The organism is Streptomyces sp. ID05-26A (assembly GCF_033794685.1).
Taxonomy (GTDB): domain Bacteria; phylum Actinomycetota; class Actinomycetes; order Mycobacteriales; family Pseudonocardiaceae; genus Lentzea.
Genome location: NZ_JARAYZ010000002.1, coordinates 2,193,976 through 2,214,606 on the forward strand (window position 1 = coordinate 2,193,976; position 20,631 = coordinate 2,214,606).

Consider the following 20,631-nt stretch of genomic DNA (forward strand, 5'->3'; position numbering starts at 1 on the left):
CCGCTCATTCTGCCTGGTGCGCATGAACGCTGACATGCGTCACGTCCCACTGCGACAGGAGTCCCGCGAGTGCGCCGACCGCGGTGACAGCGCAGGCGACCACCACGGCGGCGGACAGCGACAGCGTGTGCGCGATCAGCGGCCCCGCCACTGCGCCTACCAACGTCGCCAGCGCTTCAGTGGTCAGGAACACCGCGCTGATCCGGCCGAGAGCCTCGTTCGGCACCGCCCGTTGCAGCGCGGTCTGCGGCGTCACGAGCGTCATCGAACCGAACACGCCGATCGCGACAGCGGCGGGCAACGCGACGGCCAGCGAGGTCGACCCGAAGAGCACGAAGAACGCCACGGCCGTCGCGAACTGGCTCGCCGCGAGCAGGTGGCGTGGCCGCATGCGGTCGACCAGCCGGCGGATCAGCACGGCGCCGAGCAGGAAGCCGACACCCAGCGCGGACACCACGAGCCCGATCTGTTCGCCGCCACCGAGCCTCTGGATCCCGAACGGCACGAGCAGAGCGCTGAGCGAGGCGTTCGCCGCGAGGAACACCGCTGTCAGCGGTAACAGCGCTCTCGCGATCGGCAGGTCCCGCACCACCTTCCACCCGCCCGCCAGATCGACGGACCGCCTGCCCGCCGCCGTGCGCGGGCGTCGTGCCGTCAGCGCGATCGCCGCTGCCGAGACGAGGTAGCTCGCGACGTCGATCCAGATGAGCGCCGGGAAGCCGGCGAAGGTCATGATCGCGGCGCCCAGCGGTGGTGCGACGAGACGGACCGTGCCGTCTGCGAACGCGTTCAGCGAGTTCGCGCTGCTCAAGCCGCTGCCGGTGCCGACGACGACCGGGACGTGGGCCTGTGCGGCCGGGCGGAACAGCACGGCGCCCGCGCTCTCGGCGATCAGCGCGGCGTGGACGAGCCAGAGCGAGTGCCCGGCCGTCGCGAACAGCATCAGCGTGACCGCCACCGCCCGGAACAGGTCCGCGGTGATCATCACCCGGCGACGGTCCCAGCGATCGGTCAGGACGCCCGCGACCGGGCCGAGCAGCAGCGGCGGCAGGTACTCGGCGACCATCGTGAGACCGGTCGCGAGCAGGGAGCCGGTGAGCGCGTGGACGTGGGCCGGGATCGCGATGACCAGCAGCCACGAACCCAGCAGGCTCACCGTTCGCCCGATCCACAACAGCCGGAAATCTCGGATCCTCAGCGCTTTGAGCAACGCCCACCCCCAGGCAGTAGTCTTGACAGAATAAGAGCGTCGATCAAAGTGTTCCGTCAAGATAGGAGCGTCCGTGCCGAACGAGCCCATCGGGCCGAGACTGCGCGCTCTGCGGCAGGCGTCGGGCCGCACCGTCGCCTCGGTCGCCGCCGACGCCGGACTGTCCGTGCCCTACATCGCGAACCTCGAGAACGACCGGGGGAACCCGACGACGAACGCGCTGAGCAGGCTCGCCTCGGCTCTCGGCACGGAGCTGTCGATCGAGTTCGGCCCCAGCGCGCCGACGGCCGTCCCGACGCCGCAGAGCGTGGTGAAACTCAGCAGGAGCAAGCGTTTCCGCGCCACGGCAGCCGCGCTCGCCGAGAAGTCGGGACAGGATCCGCAGGACGTGGCCGCGCGGTTGATCAGCGCGTGCGGGCTGCTCACGGAGGCGCTCGGGCACGAGGCAGGCGAACACGACTGGTGGCGGGTGCTCGACGCGCTGGTCCTCATCGCGGAGCACCCGGCGTGATCACTGGCTGGAGATGCTCGCGACCAGGTTGATCGTCGTGGCCAGCACACCGGTGCCGAACAGGTACGACAGCAGCGCGTGCTTCAGGGCGGTGCGGCGCATCTCGCGCCCGGACAGGCTGGTGTCGGACACCTGGAACGTCATGCCGATGCTGAACGCGACGTACGCGAAGTCGCCGTAGTCCGGTGGTTCGGGCTGGTTGAAGTCGATGCCGCCGTCGGCGCCGTAGTAGTAGAGGCGGGCATAGCGCAGAGTGAAGGTCGTGTGCACGACCATCCACGAGAGCACCACGGACAGCACGCCGAGGCCGACGCGCAGCAGTTCGGAGCCACCGGTCGTGTGTGCCGCACGGGCCAGTACGAAGCCCACGGACACGAGGCTCGCCAACGCCGCCACAAGCAGCACGACCTCGGCGACGCGGCGGGTGGGGTCGTTGCGGACTGCGTGCTGGGCGGTCTCCTCGGCGTCCATCGGCCAGATGACCAGCCACGCGCGGATGAGGTACACGAGGGTGGCGACGTCCCAGCCGACCAGGAGGGCGAACTCGCCGTGGCCCGCCAGTGCGACGGCGAGGCCGCTGACGAGACCTGCCGCGATCGCGACGGCGACCTTGGTGCGGGCCAGCACGAACCCGTCCGGCATGGGACGGGACGGCAGGTCAGGCACGGAGCGCCGAGTCCAGGTCGAGGTAGAGGTCCAGGGTCTCGTTCAGCAGGGTGGCCTTCAGCGCCCGCAGCACGCTGCCCCGCGGTGACACCAGCCGCAACGCGGTGCCGCGCTCCTCACCACGCTGGTGGTACTCCACGAGCACGGAGAGGCCGACGGACGCGAAGAACTCGACGCCGCTGAGGTCCAGCACGACCGGGACGCCCTCGGTGAACGCCTCGGACAGCTTGTCGCGCAACAGTTCCGCGGTGTACGAGTCGACCTCGCCCTCGGCGCGCAGCACGACGGCGCCGGCGACCCCCTCCGACTCGACCTTCAACAGCGCTTCGTCCATCTCACGCCTCCCAAGCCTGCGTCAGAGCCCGCTCGAACAGCTCTACCGGCTGAGCACCGGCCACGGCAAGACGTCCGGCGAGTGCCACGAACGGGACGCCGGAGACGCCGAGCTCACGGGCGCGCTGCTCGTCGGCACGCACCTCGCCGGCGTACGCGGCCGGGTCTTCGAGCACCGTCTTCACGTCGGCGGCGTCGAGGCCCGCCTCCACCGCGATCTCGGTCAGCGACTCGGGCGTGAACAGCGAACGCGCCTGCGCGAAGTTGGCGTTCAGCACGGCGTCGAGGACCTGGGGCTGGACGCCCCTCTCCCCCGCCAGGTGCAGCAGCCGGTGCACGTCGAACGTGTTGCCGACCTCCCGGTCCAGCCGGTACCCGAGGCCCTCGTCGCGCGCGAGCTGCGCGACGGACTCCTCCATCTCGGCGGCGCGGGGGCCGAACTTGGCGGCGAGCATGTCCTGCACGGACTCGACGCCGGCCTTGGTGGGATCCAGCTCGAACGCGCGGTGCACCACGGTGATCTCGGCGCGGTGCTCGAAGCCGGCGAGCGCCTTGTCGAAGCGCGCCTTGCCGATGTAGCACCACGGGCAGATGACGTCAGCCCAGAACTCGACCTGCATCGTTCGATCATGTCACGTCCGGCGGGGAGCGTCCGTTCAGAAACGATAATCGTTGTCATGTAGGCTGCGACCCATGGCAGCACGGGTCGTATTGGTAGCCGGGTTCACCCACCACGACGTCGCGGACGAGCTCTGGCGCGCGTCACCGGAGTCGTCGCTGGTCAGGCATGATCTGAGCAGCCTGGCCGACGGGGTGCTGCGGCGCTGGGCGGACGGCCGGCTCACCGTCCTGGAGCTCGCGCACGGGTGCGTCTCGTGCACGTTGCGGCTGGACCTCATCCCGTTGCTCGAAGGGATCGACGGGCGGGTGATCGTGCAGCTCGACCCGATGCTCGAACCCGAGGCGGTCTGCTTCGCGCTGAGCGAGACCGAGGTGGAGGTCGAGGCCGTCGTCACGGTGATCGACACCGCCACCTGGCTCGACGACGCGACCGGCGCCGACTCGCTCGCCGACCGGGGCATGCGCGCGGCCGAGGGCGACGAGCGGACCGTGGCGCAGGTCGTCGTCGGACAGGCGGAGTTCGCGGACGCCCTGGTGCTGACCGGCCCCGCCGACCCGGTGCTCACCGCCGTGCTCGACCGCCTGACCCCGCACGCGCCCCGGCAGTTCCTCCCCGAACTCGACGTCGTCACGTTGCTGAACGCGATTCCCGCGACCTCACGGCGCGGTGAGATCGACGACGGCTTCGGGTCCTTGCTGTTCGGGCGCCCGTCGCTGGAACCGGCGCACGGTGTGTCCGTCGTCCACTTCACCGACCGCCGCCCGTTCCACCCGATGCGCCTGCACAACTGCATCGACGTGTTGCTGGACGGCGTGGTGCGGGTGCGCGGCCGGGTGTGGGTGGCGAGCCAGCCCGACGACGCGCTGTGGCTCGAGTCCGCGGGCGCCGGGCTGCGGGTGGGCAACCTGGGCCCGTGGGAGGGCGACCGCGACCAGGAGCTGGTCGTGATCACCAGGTCCGCGGACGCCGCCGAGATCACCGCGGCGCTCCGGTCGGCCCTGGTCACCGACGAGGAGTTCGGCCTGATCGCCGAACTCGACTTCGCCGACCCGTTCGCCGACTGGCACGAGGAGATGGAACTCTGATGCGCACCCCCGTGACCGTCCTGTCCGGCTTCCTGGGCGCCGGCAAGACCACGCTGCTCAACCACGTGCTCGCCAACCGAGAGGGCCGGCGGGTGGCGGTGATCGTGAACGACATGAGCGAGGTCAACATCGACGCGGCGCTGGTCGACCGCTCCACCGAACGGCTGGTGGAACTCACCAACGGCTGCATCTGCTGCACGTTGCGGGAGGACCTGCTGGACAGCGTCGGCGACCTGGCGCGCTCGGGCCGGTTCGACACGATCCTGGTCGAGTCGACGGGCATCTCCGAGCCGATGCCGGTGGCCGCCACCTTCGACTGGACGTTCGAGGACGGCACGAGTCTCTCCGACCACGCGCAGCTCGACACGATGGTGACGCTGGTGGACGCGGAGGGCTTCCTGCGCGGACTGGCCGGCGGCGACGTCTCGGACCTGCTCGTGGACCAGGTGGAGTTCGCGAACGTGCTGGTGGTGAACAAGACCGACCTCGCCCAGGACCTCGACCGGCTCGACGCCGTGCTGCGGCGGCTCAACCCGTCCGCCCGGCTGCTGCACACGCGCCGGGGAGCCGTCCAGATCTCCGACGTGCTCGACACCGGCCTCTACGACCCGATCACCGCCGCGCAGGCACCGGGCTGGGCGCAGGAGCTGGCCGGCGGGCACACCCCGGAGACCGAGGAGTACGGGATCCGGTCGGTCACGTACCGCGCCTCCCGGCCGTTCCACCCCGCCCGGCTGGCGGAGGCGCTGAGCGACTGGGAGGGCGTGTTGCGCAGCAAGGGTTTCTGCCACATCGCGTCCCGGCCGGACGTGCTCGCCGTGTGGTCGCAGGCCGGTCCGAACCTCGTGATCGAACCCGGCCAGCTGCTGGATTCACCGCGGGCACGCCAGGAGCTGGTGTTCATCGGGGTCCACCTCGACGTGACGGAACCCGCCCGGCGACTGGATCCCGCGCTGCTCACCGACTACGAGCTCGCGGCGGGCCCCGAAGTGTGGCGCACGTTCACCGATCCGTTGCCGGAGTGGGATTTCAGCGACCTGCACGACCACGCGATCACCCCCAGCGAGACCAGGGCCAGCGCCGGGTAGACCCAGCCCAGCGCCGCGAGCGGCCACGGTCGCGGGATCTCCCAGATGGACGGCTGCAGGTCGATCAGGATCGTGATGACGTCCGAGCAGACGGCGACCGCCCACACCGCCGCGAGCGCGAGGTTCCGCCGCCCGTGGACCAGCCACAGGACCAGCGGGATCACCCACAACCAGTGGTGGCTCCACGAGATCGGCGAGACCAGCAACCCGAACAACTGCACGGTGACCACGGTGGCCAGCGTGTCGCCGGCCCGTACGGCCGACCGCAGGGCGAACCCCGTCAACACCGCGGACACCACCACCGCGAGCAGCCAGGGCCACGACATCCCGACGTCGTGGCCCAGCGAACGCGACAGGGCACCGCGCAACGACTGGTTGATCACCGAACCCACCGGCCCGACCCGGTCCGCCGCGCCGAGCAGCTCGAACCAGTAGCGCCACGAGTCACCGGCGGACACCAGGAAACCCAGCGCGACGGTGACCGCGAAGCCCGCGATCGACCACAGCGCGGCCTTCCACCGGCGGGTGACGAGGAAGTACAGGCCGGAGATCGCCGGCGTCAGCTTCAGCCCGGCGGCGACACCGACGCCGAGCCCCGCCACCACCTGCCGGACCGCGACCATCGCCGCGAACGTCCCGGCCACCAGCACCAGGTTGATCTGTCCGAAGTCGAGGGTCTTGCGGACCGGCTCGAACCACAGCGCGACAGCCGTCCACAGCAGGGCGCGGCGCCGCCACGTCCGGTCGAACGGCTGCTCCTCGCGGGCGGCCAGCAGCGTCAGCGCCGTGCGCACGAGCCACCACAGGCAGAGCAGCGACAGCACCTGCCAGACGACCCGCGCCGCGACCCACGGCAGTGCGGAGAGCGGCAGGAACACCGCCGCCGCGAACGGCGGATAGGTGAACGGCAGCGGGAAGTCCGCCGTGAACGGCATGTCGATCGAGTAGAGCTGGTCGCGCAGCACGTTGGGCGCGAGGCTCCAGTAGACCCTGAGGTCGATCATCCCCCAGTTCGCCGTCGCGGCGTAGACGCCGAGCGAGAGGCACAGCACCAGGGGCGCGAACCTCAGCACGCGCTGGTCGGGCAACGTTCCTCCAGCTGGTACGTCGAGCCTCAGCCGAAAAGCTGGTTTGGCAGTCCACAGGGTATCTCCGCGCAACGACCGTCCTGGGTGGAACGTCACCCGGTCATGATCTGGACAGCACTGAGCACGACCGGCGTGATTCTCGCGGCCACCCTGGTGACGGCTCCGGCCCAGGCCGCCGCGGGCCAGGTGGTGACGACGGTGCCCGAACCGGACCGTGCCGCCGCCCTGGCCCACTGGACGCCGGAACGGATGAAGGCCGTCGGGGACGGTGACCTCCCGCCCGCCGAGCGGATCTCCCAGCCGTACGAGGGCGTGGCGCCGGGCGTCGGCAGGTTGTTCCTGTCGAACTCGCTGGGCCAGGACCAGTCCTGCACGGCCACCGTGGTGCCGAGCGCGACCGGGGACGTGGTGCTCACGGCCGGGCACTGCGTCAACGGCGGCCTGGACCGGTGGGACAACCCGATCAAGGTCCTGAAGGTGGTGTTCGTGCCCGGTTACGACCGCGGCGCCCGGCCGCACGGGGTGTTCGCCGCGCGGGCTTTCGCCTGGTCCGACACCTACAGCGGCCCGACCAGCGGGCTGGACGACGACGCCGTGGTCGCGCTCGACCCGGTGGACGGCCGGCACGTGCAGGACGTGGCGGGGTCGCAGGACGTGTCGTTCGACGAGGTGGGGTCGCCGGTGGACGCCACCGCCCTGGGTTATCCGGTGTCCCGGCTGGCGCGCGGTGAGGCACTCCTGGCGTGCGTGCGTCCGGCGACCTTGAAGACCAACTCGGTGTTGTCGGCCTGGGAGACGGACTGCGACCTCGCCGGTGGCTCCAGCGGCGGGCCGTGGCTGCGCGACTTCGACCCGGCCACCGGCAGGGGCACGATCTTCTCGGTCACCAGCCGGGGCACGATGAACGGCGACCTGGTCACGACGGACCTCAGCGGGGCGAAGCTCACCGGCGCCGTGCGGGCGTTGTACGAGAGCGCGAACCGGCTCTGACGTCCGAAGCCGCGGATGGTTGTCCCGGTGGGACGAACGTCATCCCGGGGATCCTGAAAGCCAGCAGTCCCAACGTCATGAGGGCCAGCCACACGTAGGTGTCGAACTCGTGCAGCCGGGTGACGAACACCAGGAGCCCGGCGGCGAAGGCGGGCCAGGCGTTGCCGCGCAGGGCGAGGAACACCAGCACCGGCACGCACCACACCCAGTGGTGCAGCCAGGAGACCGGGGAGGCCAGCAGTCCGGCGCCCGCGATGACGAACAGTGCGACGAGATCGTCGCGGGTGCGCCGGGCGACGAGGACCGCCGTGGCCACCACGACGGCGGCGAGCACCGCCCACAGCACCGTCTCGACGCCGGGTGGGAGGCCGAACCCGCGCAGCAGACCGCGAATCGACTGGTTCGTCGACAACGACACGTCACCGATGCGATCGGGGTTGAGCAGCGAGTGGAACCAGTACCGCAGCGAATCCCGGGGCGCGATCAGGAATCCCACCGCGACAAGGCCCGCGAACGTGGCCATCGAGGTGATCGCGGCCCGCCAGTCCCGTTTGACGAGGAAGTACAGCACGAAGATCGCGGGCGTCAGCTTGATCGCCGCCGCCACGCCGATCAGCACTCCACGCCAACGGTCGTCCTTCACCACCAGGACGTCCATCACGACCAGCACCATGAGGAACAGGTTGATCTGGCCGTAGCCGTACGTCGTCCACACCGGGTCCAGTGCCAGCGCGCCGATCGCGGCGAGCGGACCGACCGTCCACTTGAGATCGGGCCGGACCTTCCCCGCCACCACCACGCACACCGCGGTCAGCGCGACGAACCCGGACGCGACCACCAGCGGGTTCTGCCACGCGCCCGGCACGAAACTCAAGCCGCTGAACAACACCGCCGCGACCGGCGGGTACGTGAACGGCAGCTGGGGGTCGAGCGGCGGGCCGGTGAACCCGTCGTACAGCGGACGGCCCTCGAGCCAGGCGAGACCGCCGAGCCGGTACACGTCGAGGTCGATCGGGTAGTGACCGGACCAGGTGATCAGCAGCCACACCAGGGCGGCCAGCCAGAGCGCAGCAGACAGCCGCTGGGGAGAAGCGATGGACACACTTCGAAGCTAGGCACGGCGAAAGCTGTTCACCTTGCTGAACAACCGGCAGAAGCACCGGAAGAAACACTTCCACGAGGCAGCTTTGACCCTGCGCCAAGCGTCTACCAGGATGCATGATGCGCAGGAACGAAGAGGGGGCGCGCTGTGAGCACGACCGCGTTCGGGGACTTTCTCCGCTTCTACCGATCGCGAGTTCCGCTGACACAGGAGGAACTGGCGGACCGCACAGGCCTGAGCACGCGCGCGATCAGCGACATGGAACGCGGCCGCACGCTCAGCCCGCAGTACCGCACCGTCCAGTTGCTGGTCCGCGGCCTCGGGTTGCGCGACGAGGAGGGGGCGGAGTTCACCGCGCTGGCCAGAGCCAGCCGTGTGGTCGCGGCCGAGGAACGCCCCGAGGTTCCGCTCGCGACGTCCTGCTCGCTACCACCGGTGCTGATCGAACTGACGGGCCGCGACATCGAGAAGGAGTCGCTGGACGGTTTCGCGGCGGACGCCTCCTCGTCGTCACGACTGCAGATCGCGGTGGTGCACGGCGCTCCCGGCTCGGGCAAGACCGCGCTGGCCGTCGACGCGGGCCACCGCCTGGGCGCGGGGTTCCCCGACGGCTGCGTGTTCCTCGACCTCCGCGGCACCGATCCGGAACCCCTCAGCCCCGGCCAGGCCGCACACCGGCTCCTGCGTTCGTTCGGAGTGGACGAACGCCAGATCCCCGCCGACCCGGACGACAAGCTCTCGCTCTACCGCTCCCAGCTGCGCGACCGGACGGTGTTGCTGGTGCTGGACAACGCGGCGAACGAGGCACAGGTCCGCCCGCTGCTCGCCTCCAGTCCCGGCACCCTGGTCCTGCTGACCAGCCGCCGCACCCTGACCGGGCTGGACGCGCGGCACCGCCTCCCGCTGGAGTTGCTGCCCCTGCACCGTTCCGTGGAGTTGTTGCGCGCCGTGACAGGCCCCGAACGGCTGGACGCCGAACCGGAAGCGGCCGAGCGGGTGGCCGAACTGTGCGGCGGCATGCCCCTGGCGTTGCTGATAGCGGGCAACCGCCTGACGAGCAGACCACAGTGGACGATCCGTCATCTCGCGGACCAGCTCGAGGACGAGGAACGCCGCCTCTCCGTGCTGCGCGCGGGCGACCTGCAGGTGCGCGCGGCGTTCGAGATCTCCTACCACCAGCTCAGCCCGAACGCCGCCACCCTGTTCCGCAGGCTGGCGCTGGTACCGGGCCCCGACGCCGGCGCCGCGCTGGCGGCCGCGCTGACCGGCGACGCCGAGGAGGCGCTGGAGGAACTGGCCGACGCCTCACTGCTGGGCATCAGCGAGACACCGGGCCGCTACACCCGCCACGACCTGCTGCACGTCTTCGCCGCCGAACGCCTGGAACTCGACGACACACCGGCCGCCGTCGAGCAGGCACGCACCCGCCTGCGCCACTGGCTCCTCGACACCGCCACCAGGGCAGCCCGGTTCTTCGACCACGACGTCCCGGCCGAACGAGCGGGACCGGTGCACGACAAGCACTCCGCCGCGCGCTGGCTGGACCTCGAACTGGAGAACTGGCGCACCGCGATGAAAGAGGCCTCGGCGGCCGGCGAGCACGACCGCGTTCTCGCACTGGCACAGGCGATGCACTGGTACTCGGACATGCACGGTGTGGGCGAACTGTGGCGCGAGGTGTTCCAAGCCGGCGCCGACTCCGCCCGGCGCCTGGGCAACACCAGGGACGCGGCCGAACAGCTGAACTACCTGTCGTGGTCGCTCTACGCGTTGTCCGGGCGGCCCCACGAGGCCCTGGCCGTGCACGAGGAAGCCGCCGCGATACCGACCGGCACGATCACCGAGGCGTGGACCTGCTACTACGGCTCGGCGATCCGGCGCCGCATCGGCGAACCTCAGGCCGCGGTGGCGCTGGGCCGCCGTTCCGTCGCCCTGTTCGAACAGGCGGGCTACCGCATCGGCGAGAACCTGGCCCTGTCCCTGCTGGGCCTCATGCTGCACACGACCGGCGCCCTCGCCGAGGCCGCCGAGGTGCAGCAACGCAGCGTGGACCAGCACCGCAAGGCCGACGGCGACGACGAACTGCTGTCGATGATGCTGATCCGCCTCGCGACGACCCTGGCCGCCGCGGGCCAGGTGATCGCCGCCCTGGACCTCTTCGACGAGGCGGAGTCGTTGTTCCGCAGGCATTCCAACACCGCCGGAACGGCGCGCGTGCAGCACCACCGCGGGCTGGTGCTGATGGACGCGGGCAGGTTCGGCGAGGCGCGCGAACAACTGCTGGCGGCGTTGTCCGAGGTGCGGCTGTCCGATCAGCGCGTCGAGGTCCTGGACCGGCTCGCCGCACTCGCCGACGCCGCCGGGGACACCGCGGAGGCCCGTGAGTTCCGGGTGCGGGCGCTGGCGGAGTGCGACCGCTACGACACCCCCGCGGTGCGCGTCACGGCGGCGAAGCTGGTGGCGGCGCTGAGCTGAGCCTTCCGCCGTCGGTGTGGAGGTTGCGTCCTGATGACGGGCATGCGTTGACGAGGTGACCGGCCGGGCCCTAGTGTCGGAGCAGCGTGAATTGAAACGTTTCAATCGGCCGCCGGCGTTGTCAGAACTCCCCTAGCCAGGAGAACGCGATGCGAAGTCGATCCCTGCCGCACGCTCCCATTCGACTACTCTGCGTACTTGTATCAACACTGTTAGCCATGTCTGCGGTCATCGCGGTTCCCGCCGCAGCGGCGCCCGCAGACCTCACCGGAGCCCGCTGGATCTGGTACCCCGAAGGCAATCCCGTGGTCTCCGCCCCTGCCGAGACCCGCTACTTCCGCCGCACCTTCACCCAACCGGCCGGGCAGGTCGGCGAAGCACGGCTGATCGTCACCGGCGACGACACGGTGGACGTGTGGCTCAACGGCGAACCGCTCGCCGCGTCCGCCCGCGCCACCGACTCGTGGCAGCGGGCCGTCTCCGTCGACCTGCGCTCCGCCCTCGTCACCGGCGCCAACACCCTCGCGGTCGCGGTGCGCAACTCCAGCACCGGTCCGGCGGGTCTCGTCGCCCGAGCGCGGATCGTCACGGGCGGCACGGCCGCCGACCTGGTCACCGACGGGGCCTGGAAGGCGGGCCGGGGCGCGGGCGAGGGCTGGGAGAAACCCGCCTTCGCCGACGGCGCGTGGCCTCAGGCCGCAGACCTCGGTTCGTACGGGATCGAGCCGTGGGGAAGCCGGGTGACAGTGGCGGATCCGGGTGAGGTGTCGCCGTTGTCGGTCGCCTCGACGACGACGACGGAACGACGCGTCGCCCCGCTCGGGGTGGACGCGAAGCGGCCGAGGTTCGGCTGGACGCTCGCCTCCGCCGCCCCCGGTCAGCGCCAGGGCGCCTACCAGGTGCTGGTCGCGAGCACGCGGGCGTTGGCCGACGCCGGGACCGGTGACGTCTGGGACAGCGGCCGGGTCCACGACGAGCAGTCCGTCGACGTCGCCTACGGCGGTCCGGCGCTGAGTTCGCTGACCGCCTACCACTGGCGGGTGCGCGTCTGGGACTCCCGGGGACGGGCGGGTGGCTGGAGCGCGGTCTCGTCGTTCGAGACGGGTCTCTACAACGTCGCCTCGGAGTGGCGCGGAGCCTTCATCGGTGGCCCTGCCGGACAGGGCTTGGACGGCGCCGCCTGGATCTGGTACCCGGAGGGGTCGCCCACCAGCGGCCTGCCGGTGATGACGAGGTACTTCCGCAAGACGTTCACGCTGCCCTCCGCGCCGGACGCCGCCACGCTCGCGGTCACCGCCGACGACACGGCGACGGTGTGGCTCAACGGCGTGCGGATCTACTCCAGCCCGCAGGCCCCGGACTCCTGGAAACGGGCCGGTGTGATCAACCTGTCCGGCCGGCTGCGATCCGGTGCCAACACCATCGCGGTGTCGAGCGCGAACACCTCGGACTCCCCCGCGGGTCTCGTGGCCAAGCTGACGGCCGGTGACGTCGTGGTGCCGACCGACGGGAGCTGGAAGGCCTTCACCCAGGGCCCCGCCGGCTGGGAGCAGCCGGGGTTCGACGACAGCGCCTGGCCCCAGGCACGGTCCCTGGTCGGCATCGGCGGCGCGCCGTGGGGTGACCAGGTCGTCGTTCCCCAGCCCGCCCCGTTGCTGCGCAAGGGTTTCACGGTCACCAAACCGGTGCGCGGCGCCCGGCTGGTCACGACGGCGCTCGGTCTGCACGAGACCCAGCTCAACGGCGCCAAGGTCGGCGAGGACGTGCTGGCTCCGGCGTGGACGGACTACACCAAGCGCGTGCAGTACAAGGTGCACGACGTCACCAGCAGGATTCGCCAGGGCGACAACGCTCTCGGCGCGTGGCTCGGCAACGGCTGGTACTCCGGCAGTCTCGGCATCGGCGGGAACCGGCTCTACGGCACGCAGCCGTGGTACTCGGCGCAGCTGCGACTGACCTATGTGGACGGTACGGAGGAAACCGTTGCGACGGACGGGACCTGGAAGTACCGGGCGAGTCCGATCACCTCGGACGATCTCTACCACGGCGAGCACTACGACGCCCGGCTCGCGGTGCCGGGCTGGGACGGGCCCGGGTTCGACGACAGCGGCTGGCGTTCCGCGCAGGTGAAGCAGGGCGCGTTGCCGAACCTCGTGGCCCAGGTCGACGCCGGCACCAGGGTCCAGCAGGACCTGCGGCCGGTGGCGCTGACGCAACCCAGGCCGGGCGTGTGGGTCTTCGACCTCGGCCAGAACTTCTCCGGCTGGAACCGGCTCCGGGTGCGGGGTCCCGCCGGCACCACGATCACCCTGCGCCACGCGGAGGTGCTCAACCCCGACGGCACGCTCTACACCACGAGCCTGCGGGCCGCCCAGGTCACCGACCAGGTCGTGCTGGCGGGCACCGGTCAGGTGGAGACCTTCGAACCGCGGTTCACGGTCCACGGTTACCGCTACGTCGAACTGACCGGCCTGCCCGGCACGCCGGCGCTCGACACCATCACCGGGCGGGCGGCCTGGACGAACGGCGAGGAGATCGGCGGGTTCGACACCTCCGACCCGATGCTCGACAAGCTGCAGAACGCCATCGTGTGGGGACAACGGTCGAACATGCTCTACGTCCCGACCGACTGCCCACAGCGTGACGAGCGGCTGGGGTGGACCGGCGACATCGCGTCGTTCGCGCCGACGGCCACGCACAACATGGACGTGTCGGCGTTCCTCGACAAGTTCACCGACGACATGGTCGACGCCCAGCGCGCTGATGGCGCGTTCACGGACGTGGCGCCCAACGTCAGCAACATGGGCGCGGGCACGGCGGCGTGGGGCGACGCGGGCGTGATCGTGCCCTACACCCTCTGGCAGCGCTACGGAGACCTGCGCGTGGTCGAGGACAACTTCGCCGCCATGACGAAGTGGGTCGACTACCTGCGTTCCACGGCGGACGCCGACCTCATCCGCGACCGAGGCGGGTTCGGCGACTGGCTCAACGTCAACGACGACACCCCGCGCAACGTCATCTCCACAGCGCACTTCGCGTGGTCCGCACGCCTGGTGGCACGCATGGCGCAGGCCATCGGCAAACCGGCGGAGGCGGCCGCGTACGGCGGGCTCGCCGACCAGGTCTCGGCGGCGTTCACCTCCAGGCTCGTGGCCGCGGACGGCACGGTCTCCGGCAACACCCAGACGGGCTACTCGCTCGCGCTGGCGTTCGGCCTCGTTCCCCAGAACCGGGTGCAGTCCCTCGTGGACAAACTCGTCGCCAGGGTGCGCGCGGCGAACAACCACCTGACGGTCGGGTTCGTCGGTGTGTCGCACCTGCTGCAGGTGCTGGCTGACCACGGCCGGGCCGACGTCGCGTACCAGGTCCTGACGCAGCCGGACTACCCCGGCTGGGGCTACATGGTGGGCCGGGGAGCGACGACGGTGTGGGAGCGGTGGGACGGCATCCGCCCGGACGGGTCGTTCCAGGATCCGGCGATGAACTCGTTCAACCACTACGCGATGGGTTCCGTCGGCGACTTCCTCTACCGCACCGTGGGAGGCCTGAGCTCGGCCTCTCCCGGCTTCCGATCGCTGCTCGTCGCGCCGAAACCGGGCGGTGGCCTCACGTCGGCCAAGTCGTCGCACCGCACGCCGTACGGTCCGGCGCTCAGCGAGTGGAACACGTCGGGAGGGCGCTTCAGCCTCCACCTCGTCGTGCCCACCGGGACGTCGGCCGTGGTGCGGGTTCCGGCGGCGAGCGCGGCGGCGGTGACGGCTCCGCCCGGGGCTGTTCCGCTCGGGTACGGCTCCGGCGTGGCGTCGTTCCACGTGCCGGCCGGTGACCACGTCTTCATCGCACCCGCTGGGTGATGACGACTCGGGCGCGGGGTGGAGCCACCCCGCGCCCGACCGGTCATCTGCGGACGAAGCCGAGCACGGCGTCCGCGAAGGCGTCAGGCGACCGCCGGCACGGACGGCAACCTCGACCTGTGATGCGCGTCACATAGAGGTGAGGGGGTAGCTCACAGGGAGACGAGCAACATGGGAAAGATCCTGAGACGCGTCGCCGCACTGGCGGTAATGCTGACCCTGGCCGGACTGTTCGCACCGTCCGCGTCCGCCGCAGCCGCACCGTATTGCGGCATCACATGGGGCTCACTGGAGAAAGTGGGGCCCAGCTACACACACACGACAGCAACCATCAACAACGTGCGCGCCGGCCGGCACGACTGCTACGACCGGCTCGTGGTCGACATGGGCGGAGGTCCGGCACCGGAGTGGTATCACGTCTCCTACGTGCCGGCCGTCCACCAGCAGGGCAGCGGCTTCCCCGTTCCACTGGCGGGTGGCGCGTTCCTCAACGTGATCGTCGGCTCGGCCGCGCACGACGCGGGCTACAACCCGACCTACAGTCCCGCCAACCCGATGCAGGCGGTCAACACCGCCGGCTTCGCCACCTTCCGCCAAGTCGCGTTCCTCGGCACGTACGAGGGGCAGACCCAGTTCGGGATGGGTGTCCGCGCCCGCTTGCCGTTCCGGGTGTTCACGCTCAACGGGCCGGGTGCGACCGGTCGCCTGGTGATCGACGTCGCGCACCGCTGGTAGTACTGCCCGTCAGCAGGCACCGTCTTGCCCCGGCCATCGGACCGGGGCAAGGCCACGTGGTGTCTGGTCTGTACATGTGCCGGCGACGCAAAGGACGCGTACAAGTGCGTGCGCGCGGTTCGGATCAGCCGGCCGGAACACGGGTTCGGAGGACCGGCCTGTCACTTCGTCGACCCCGCCAGCACGCCCTGCACGAAGTACTTCTGGAACACCAGGAACACCCCGAGCGGCACGATCATCGACAGGAACGCGCCCGTGGAGAGCATGTCGATGTTGGTGCCGAACTGCCGCAGCTGGGCCCGCAGCGCCACCGTGATCGGCGCCGAGTCCTGGTCCGCGAACACCAGCGCGACGAGCAGGTCGTTCCAGACCCAGAGGAACTGGAAGATCGTCAGCGAGGCGATCGCCGGCTTCGCCACCGGCAGGATCACCCGCTTGAAGATCACCCACTCCGTCGCGCCGTCCATCCGCGCGGCCTCGATCAGGTCGCGCGGGATGCCGGTGAAGAAGTTGCGCAGCAGGAAGATGGCGAACGGCAGGCCGAACGCGACGTGGAACAGCACCACGCCGGTGATCGTGCCGAACAGCCCCAGCGCCCCGAACAGCTTCGCCACCGGGATCAGCGCGACCTGGATCGGCATCACCAGCAGCCCCACCACGACGACGGTCAGCGTCTCGCGGCCCGGGAACTCGATCCACGCCAGGGCGTACGAGGCCAGGGACGCCATCACGACGACCAGAACCGTTGCGGGGACGGCGATGTAGAACGTGTTGAGGAACGACTGCCACACCGTGTGGTTCGAGACGAGATCGGCGTAGTTGGACAGCGTCAGCTCGGCGGGTTTGGTGAAGATCGTCCACCAGCCGCTCGCCGTGTTGGCCGACTCGTCGCGCAACGACGCGATCAGCAGGCCGAACACCGGCACCAGCCAGAACACCGCCACCAGGGCGAGCACCACCTGCACCACACCGTTGCCGAGCCGGCCCACGAGCCGCGTCAGCACACCCCGCTTCGGCACACCCGAGACGGGCACGTCGATGCGGACCTCTTCGGCCACCGGGGTCATGACCGCTCCCGTCGGAATCGGCGGATGTTGAACAGCATCGCCGGGGCCACCAGCAGGAACAGGATCACCGCGAGCGCACTGCCCGCCCCCTGGTCGCCGCCCGTGCCGAAGGACACCTGCCACATCTGCAGGGCCAGCACGTTGGCCTCGGACTGCACCGAACCCGGCGCGATGACGAACACGAGCTCGAAGATCTTCAGCACGTTGATCACGAGTGTCACGAACACCACCAGCAGCACCGGTGAGAGCAGCGGGACGGTGACGCGCTTGAACACCTGCCACTCGGTCGCGCCGTCGACGCGCGCCGCCTCCAGGGCGTCGCGCGGGATCGCCGAGAGGCCCGCCGCGATGAACGTGATCGCGAACCCGGTCATGATCCAGATCCAGGACGAGATGATCACCGGGGTGATCAGCGACGCCCCGAGCCAGGTCAGGCCGCGGAACGGCAGCGTGAAGTTGTCCTCGGGCAGCCGCACGGTCACGGCCGCGGTACCCAGGTCGGGGAACGTGAACCTGCCGTCGTCACCGGTCGTGGTGCGCGCGACGACCTGGCCGTCCCGCACCGCCTCCACCGCGATGCCCGGCATGCCGCGCTCGGTCGGGTCGACCGTGCCCGTCTTGCCGCCGACCGACACGTCGAGCCAGACGACCCCGCGCAGTTCCTCGGTGGCCGCGGCCGGAGGGGAGGCCGGCAGCGACTGCGGCGGCAGGTCCACCGGCGAGTACCCGATGAGCGGCAACGTGATCGTGTCGCCGGCCTTCGACGGCCTGATCGCGGTGTAACCCGCGTCCGTTGCGGCGTAACCGTCACGGGGCCGTGCGTTGGGGTACTTCGAGGCCGGGCTGAACACGTCGTGCACGCCGACCGCGACCGCGTTCACGACGCCCTGGTCCGGCGACTGCTCGTACACGAGCCGGAAGATGATGCCCGAGGCGAACAACGAGATCGCCATCGGCATGAACAGCACCAGCCGGAACGCCGTCGCCCACCTGATCCGCTCGGTCAGCACCGCGAGGATCAGCCCGATGCCGGTGACGGCCGCCGGGGCGACGACCACCCAGATCACGTTGTTGCGGAACGCGGTCAGCGTCCTCGGGTCGGTGAACGTGTCGACGTAGTTGTCCACGCCGACGAACTCGTCCCCCGACGCGTCGAAGAAGCTGCGGATCAGCGAGAACACCAGCGGGTACAGCACCAGCGCGGCCAGCACCACCAGTGCGGGGAGCAGGAACGGGATCGCCTGCCGGGGCGAGCGCCCCGGCGCGGCGTCCACGTTCGGACTGCGAAGCCTCATTTTCCGTAGGCCTTGGCCGCGTTGGCTTCCAGCCGCGCCATGATGCCGTCGACGTTCTTCGGGTCGGCCAGGAAGTCCTGCAGGTCCTTCCACTCACCCGCGCCCTTGGTGCCACCGAACGCGGCCGGCGCGAGGTCGGACATGTCGAACCGGACGTTGTCCCCGGCGTCGACGATCCGCTTCGCGAGCTCCTGCGTCACGGCGTCCGGGTAGGCGGTCTCCGGGATGTCCTTGTTGGGCGAGAGGAACCCGCCGAGCTCGGCCCACACCTTGCCGGACTCGGGCGAGGCCAGGAACTTCATCAGCTCGGTGGTCACCTCGTCGTCCTTGAACTGCACGGCCATGTCCCCACCGGCGACCACGGCGTCCTTGCTGCCCGCGACGGACGGGAACGGGAAGAACTTGGCGTCCTGCCCCACCTTCGCCTTGGTGTTCGTGGTGATGACGCTCGCGACGAAGTCCGCCTCGAAGACCATCGCGGCCGTGGAGGGCTCACCGAAGACGTTGATCACGGACTTCGGGAACTCGGTCTGCAGCGCGCCGCCCGCGATCAGCGTCGGGTCACCCCAGAGCTTCGCCAGCTCCTCCAACGCCTTCTTCACGCTCGGGTCGGTCCACGGGATCTCGTGCTTCGCGAGCTTGTCGTAGTTGTCGGGGCCCGCGGTGCGCAGGTAGACGTTCTCGAACCAGTCGGTGAGCGTCCAGCCGTCCGCACCGCCGACCGACACCGGGGCGAGGCCCGTCTCGGAGATCGTCCTGCTGACCTTGACCAGGTCGTCCCACGTCTCCGGCGGCGTGGCACCGACCTGCTGGAAGGCCTTCTCGCTGTACCAGAACGCGGACTTGTTGGCGGTCTTGAAGGCGAAGCCGTAGAGCTTGCCGTCGAAGGTGCCGAGCTTCTTCCACACGGCCGCGTTGTGGTCGGTGACGGCCTTCTCGACGTCGGCGTTCACCGGCTTGAGCGCACCGGCCTTGGCGAACTGCTCGACGAGGCCGGGCTGGGCGATCAACGCGATGTTCGGTGGTGTGCCACCCGAGATTCTGGTCTGCACGACCGTCGGGAGTTCGTCACCGGCGGGTGTGTACTTCACCTCGGCGCCCGTCCTGTCGGAGAACACCTTGAGGACCTGCTCGAAGTTCTTCTGCTCGTCACCGGTCCACGGGCCGACGACCTCGACGGTCTGGTCCGGGAACTTCTTGCTGGTCCCCGTCTCCGCGGCGCCCCCGGTGCACGCGGTGGCCAGGGTGGTCAACGCGAGCAGTGCGATCCATTGCTTCCTCATCGAAGCTCCTGCTTCCAGATCGAGGACCCGGTGGCCGGGTCGAAGAAGTGCAGCCGGGACGTGTCCACCCAGGCGGCGACGGGTTGTCCTTCGTAGATGCGGGTGCGCGGGCTGAACCGTCCCACCAGGACGGTCCCCTTGCCCTTGACGCCGGGCAGGTCGTCGGTGCCGGCGTCCTTCGCGAGCTCACGGGTGTCGTCGGTGACGACCGGCGGGACGTCGACCGGGAAGTGCACGAGGACGTCCGAGCCCATGGCCTCGACCAGGTCGGCGACGGAGTGCAGGATCTCGCCCTCGCGGGCGTCGGCCAACGCCGTGTCCTCCATGTCCTCCGGGCGGATGCCGACCACGACGTCGCGGCCGACGTACTGCTTGAGCGCGGGCCGTTGCTGCAGCACGGATTCGGGCAGCAGCAACGCGTCGGAGTTGAGCGAGACCCAGAAGCGGCCGTCGTTCTCGTCGAGCTTCGCGGACACGAGGTTCATGCCCGGTGAGCCGATGAACCCGGCGACGAACAGGTTGACCGGCCGGTCGTAGAGCTCCTGCGGCGGCCCGACCTGTTGCAGCACACCGCGGCGCATGACGGCCACGCGGTCCCCGAGCGTCATGGCCTCGGTCTGGTCGTGCGTGACGTACACGGTCGTCACGCCGATCTCGCGCTGGATGCGCGCGATCTGGGCCCGCATCTGCACGCGCAGCTTGGCGTCCAGATTGGACAGCGGCTCGTCCATCAGGAACGCCTGCGGGGCCCGCACGATCGCCCGGCCCATCGCGACGCGCTGGCGTTGCCCGCCGGAGAGGTTGCGGGGCTTGCGGTCGAGGTGCTCGGTCAGTTCGAGGACGCCGGCCACCTCGCGGACCCGGTGGTCGATCTCCTTCTTCGCGAGCTTGCGCAGCGTGAGACCGAACGCGATGTTGTCGTACACGTTCAGGTGCGGGTAGAGCGCGTACGACTGGAACACCATCGCAACATCGCGGTCACGCGACGGCACCTCGTTGACGATCTGCTCGCCGATGTGGATCGTGCCCTCGGTGATCTGCTCGAGGCCCGCGATCATCCGCAGCGCCGTCGTCTTGCCGCAGCCGGACGGGCCCACGAGCACCAGGAACTCGCCGTCGCGGATCTCCAGGTTGAGATCGGTGACCGCACGGGTGCCGTCACCGTAGGCCTTGCCCAGCCCCGTCAGAACGACTTCTGCCACGCCAACTCCCTGGTTCGGTGTGATT

General features: G+C 70.0%; 16 protein-coding genes and 1 pseudogene. 7 read left to right on the forward strand and 10 right to left on the reverse strand.

Annotation, left to right across the window (positions count from 1 at the left end; translation table 11 throughout):
* Nucleotides 1–4: 4 nt before the first annotated feature.
* The gene (locus PV646_RS25670; RefSeq protein WP_500344741.1) at nt 5–1,300 is read right to left on the reverse strand and encodes an MFS transporter; all 1,296 of its coding nucleotides are present in this window, start codon (nt 1,298–1,300) and stop codon (nt 5–7) included.
* Between PV646_RS25670 and PV646_RS25675 the strand changes: the two genes are divergently transcribed.
* Nucleotides 1,284–1,721 carry a helix-turn-helix domain-containing protein gene (locus PV646_RS25675; protein WP_500344742.1) on the forward strand — a complete coding sequence of 146 codons (438 nt, stop codon included), beginning with the start codon at nt 1,284–1,286 and terminating at the stop codon, nt 1,719–1,721. The genes PV646_RS25670 and PV646_RS25675 overlap by 17 nt on opposite strands.
* Here the strand turns inward: PV646_RS25675 and PV646_RS25680 are convergent, their stop codons facing one another.
* From PV646_RS25680 to PV646_RS25690, 3 genes are read right to left on the reverse strand one after another with little or no spacing between them, the layout of a single operon-like run.
* Nucleotides 1,722–2,387 (reverse strand): DUF1345 domain-containing protein, encoded by a 666-nt coding sequence (locus PV646_RS25680; protein ID WP_500344743.1) that lies wholly within the window; start codon nt 2,385–2,387, stop codon nt 1,722–1,724.
* Entirely contained in the window at nt 2,380–2,721 is a 342-nt protein-coding gene (locus PV646_RS25685) for an STAS domain-containing protein (RefSeq protein ID WP_500344744.1), read from the reverse strand. Before PV646_RS25685 ends, PV646_RS25680 begins: the two co-directional genes overlap by 8 nt.
* Nucleotide 2,722: 1 nt before the next feature.
* The gene (locus PV646_RS25690) at nt 2,723–3,340 is read right to left on the reverse strand and encodes a DsbA family oxidoreductase (protein WP_500344745.1); all 618 of its coding nucleotides are present in this window, start codon (nt 3,338–3,340) and stop codon (nt 2,723–2,725) included.
* A 73-nt stretch (nt 3,341–3,413) separates the two neighbouring features.
* Between PV646_RS25690 and PV646_RS25695 the strand changes: the two genes are divergently transcribed.
* Both PV646_RS25695 and PV646_RS25700 read left to right on the forward strand, forming a co-directional pair.
* On the forward strand, nt 3,414–4,427 hold the full coding sequence (locus PV646_RS25695; protein ID WP_500344746.1) for a GTP-binding protein: 1,014 nt from the start codon (nt 3,414–3,416) through the stop codon (nt 4,425–4,427).
* Nucleotides 4,427–5,515, forward strand: a complete 1,089-nt coding sequence (locus tag PV646_RS25700; RefSeq protein WP_500344747.1) for a GTP-binding protein — start codon at nt 4,427–4,429, stop codon at nt 5,513–5,515. The genes PV646_RS25695 and PV646_RS25700 overlap by 1 nt, the downstream gene beginning before the upstream one ends.
* Here the strand turns inward: PV646_RS25700 and PV646_RS25705 are convergent.
* A pseudogene (locus tag PV646_RS25705) lies at nt 5,515–6,699 on the reverse strand (glycosyltransferase 87 family protein); the annotation flags it as partial. The gene PV646_RS25700 and the pseudogene PV646_RS25705 sit on opposite strands and share 1 nt — an antisense overlap.
* A 6-nt stretch (nt 6,700–6,705) precedes the next feature.
* Between PV646_RS25705 and PV646_RS25710 the strand changes: the two are divergent.
* On the forward strand, nt 6,706–7,593 hold the full coding sequence (locus tag PV646_RS25710) for a trypsin-like serine peptidase (protein WP_500344748.1): 888 nt from the start codon (nt 6,706–6,708) through the stop codon (nt 7,591–7,593).
* On the opposite strand, the gene PV646_RS25715 is transcribed toward PV646_RS25710, so the two are convergent.
* The gene (locus PV646_RS25715; protein ID WP_500344749.1) at nt 7,547–8,695 is read right to left on the reverse strand and encodes a glycosyltransferase 87 family protein; all 1,149 of its coding nucleotides are present in this window, start codon (nt 8,693–8,695) and stop codon (nt 7,547–7,549) included. The genes PV646_RS25710 and PV646_RS25715 overlap by 47 nt on opposite strands.
* Before the next feature lie 147 nt (nt 8,696–8,842).
* On the opposite strand from PV646_RS25715, the gene PV646_RS25720 reads away from it, so the two are divergent.
* From PV646_RS25720 to PV646_RS25730, 3 genes are all read left to right on the forward strand, one after another.
* The gene (locus PV646_RS25720) at nt 8,843–11,170 is read left to right on the forward strand and encodes a helix-turn-helix domain-containing protein (RefSeq protein ID WP_500344750.1); all 2,328 of its coding nucleotides are present in this window, start codon (nt 8,843–8,845) and stop codon (nt 11,168–11,170) included.
* A gap of 218 nt (nt 11,171–11,388) precedes the next feature.
* Entirely contained in the window at nt 11,389–15,024 is a 3,636-nt protein-coding gene (locus tag PV646_RS25725; RefSeq protein ID WP_500344751.1) for a family 78 glycoside hydrolase catalytic domain, read from the forward strand.
* 171 nt (nt 15,025–15,195) lie between these two features.
* Nucleotides 15,196–15,759 carry an AMIN-like domain-containing (lipo)protein gene (locus PV646_RS25730; protein ID WP_500344752.1) on the forward strand — a complete coding sequence of 188 codons (564 nt, stop codon included), beginning with the start codon at nt 15,196–15,198 and terminating at the stop codon, nt 15,757–15,759.
* 161 nt (nt 15,760–15,920) lie between these two features.
* Here PV646_RS25730 and PV646_RS25735 read toward each other — a convergent pair whose 3' ends face one another.
* Genes PV646_RS25735 through PV646_RS25750 form a run of 4 tightly spaced genes read right to left on the reverse strand, consistent with a single transcriptional unit; the run spans nt 15,921 to nt 20,606 of the window.
* Nucleotides 15,921–16,826, reverse strand: a complete 906-nt coding sequence (locus PV646_RS25735) for a carbohydrate ABC transporter permease (RefSeq protein ID WP_500344753.1) — start codon at nt 16,824–16,826, stop codon at nt 15,921–15,923.
* Nucleotides 16,823–18,121 (reverse strand): ABC transporter permease subunit, encoded by a 1,299-nt coding sequence (locus PV646_RS25740; RefSeq protein ID WP_500344754.1) that lies wholly within the window; start codon nt 18,119–18,121, stop codon nt 16,823–16,825. The genes PV646_RS25735 and PV646_RS25740 overlap by 4 nt, the downstream gene beginning before the upstream one ends.
* Nucleotides 18,118–19,404, reverse strand: a complete 1,287-nt coding sequence (locus PV646_RS25745; protein WP_500344755.1) for an ABC transporter substrate-binding protein — start codon at nt 19,402–19,404, stop codon at nt 18,118–18,120. The genes PV646_RS25740 and PV646_RS25745 overlap by 4 nt, the downstream gene beginning before the upstream one ends.
* Nucleotides 19,401–20,606 (reverse strand): ABC transporter ATP-binding protein, encoded by a 1,206-nt coding sequence (locus PV646_RS25750; protein WP_500344756.1) that lies wholly within the window; start codon nt 20,604–20,606, stop codon nt 19,401–19,403. The genes PV646_RS25745 and PV646_RS25750 overlap by 4 nt, the downstream gene beginning before the upstream one ends.
* Nucleotides 20,607–20,631 lie beyond the last annotated feature (25 nt).

Excerpts from the sequence above, each read along its gene's own strand:
- PV646_RS25685 (WP_500344744.1), bottom strand. The coding sequence starts at position 2,721 with ATGGACGAAGCGCTGTTGAAGGTCGAGTCGGAGGGGGTCGCCGGCGCC.
- PV646_RS25745 (WP_500344755.1), bottom strand. The coding sequence starts at position 19,404 with ATGAGGAAGCAATGGATCGCACTGCTCGCGTTGACCACCCTGGCCACC.
- PV646_RS25670 (WP_500344741.1), bottom strand. The coding sequence starts at position 1,300 with ATGGGCTCGTTCGGCACGGACGCTCCTATCTTGACGGAACACTTTGAT.
- PV646_RS25710 (WP_500344748.1), top strand. The coding sequence starts at position 6,706 with ATGATCTGGACAGCACTGAGCACGACCGGCGTGATTCTCGCGGCCACC.
- PV646_RS25700 (WP_500344747.1), top strand. The coding sequence starts at position 4,427 with ATGCGCACCCCCGTGACCGTCCTGTCCGGCTTCCTGGGCGCCGGCAAG.
- PV646_RS25740 (WP_500344754.1), bottom strand. The coding sequence starts at position 18,121 with ATGAGGCTTCGCAGTCCGAACGTGGACGCCGCGCCGGGGCGCTCGCCC.
- PV646_RS25735 (WP_500344753.1), bottom strand. The coding sequence starts at position 16,826 with ATGACCCCGGTGGCCGAAGAGGTCCGCATCGACGTGCCCGTCTCGGGT.
- PV646_RS25725 (WP_500344751.1), top strand. The coding sequence starts at position 11,389 with ATGTCTGCGGTCATCGCGGTTCCCGCCGCAGCGGCGCCCGCAGACCTC.
- PV646_RS25730 (WP_500344752.1), top strand. The coding sequence starts at position 15,196 with ATGGGAAAGATCCTGAGACGCGTCGCCGCACTGGCGGTAATGCTGACC.
- PV646_RS25690 (WP_500344745.1), bottom strand. The coding sequence starts at position 3,340 with ATGCAGGTCGAGTTCTGGGCTGACGTCATCTGCCCGTGGTGCTACATC.
- PV646_RS25695 (WP_500344746.1), top strand. The coding sequence starts at position 3,414 with ATGGCAGCACGGGTCGTATTGGTAGCCGGGTTCACCCACCACGACGTC.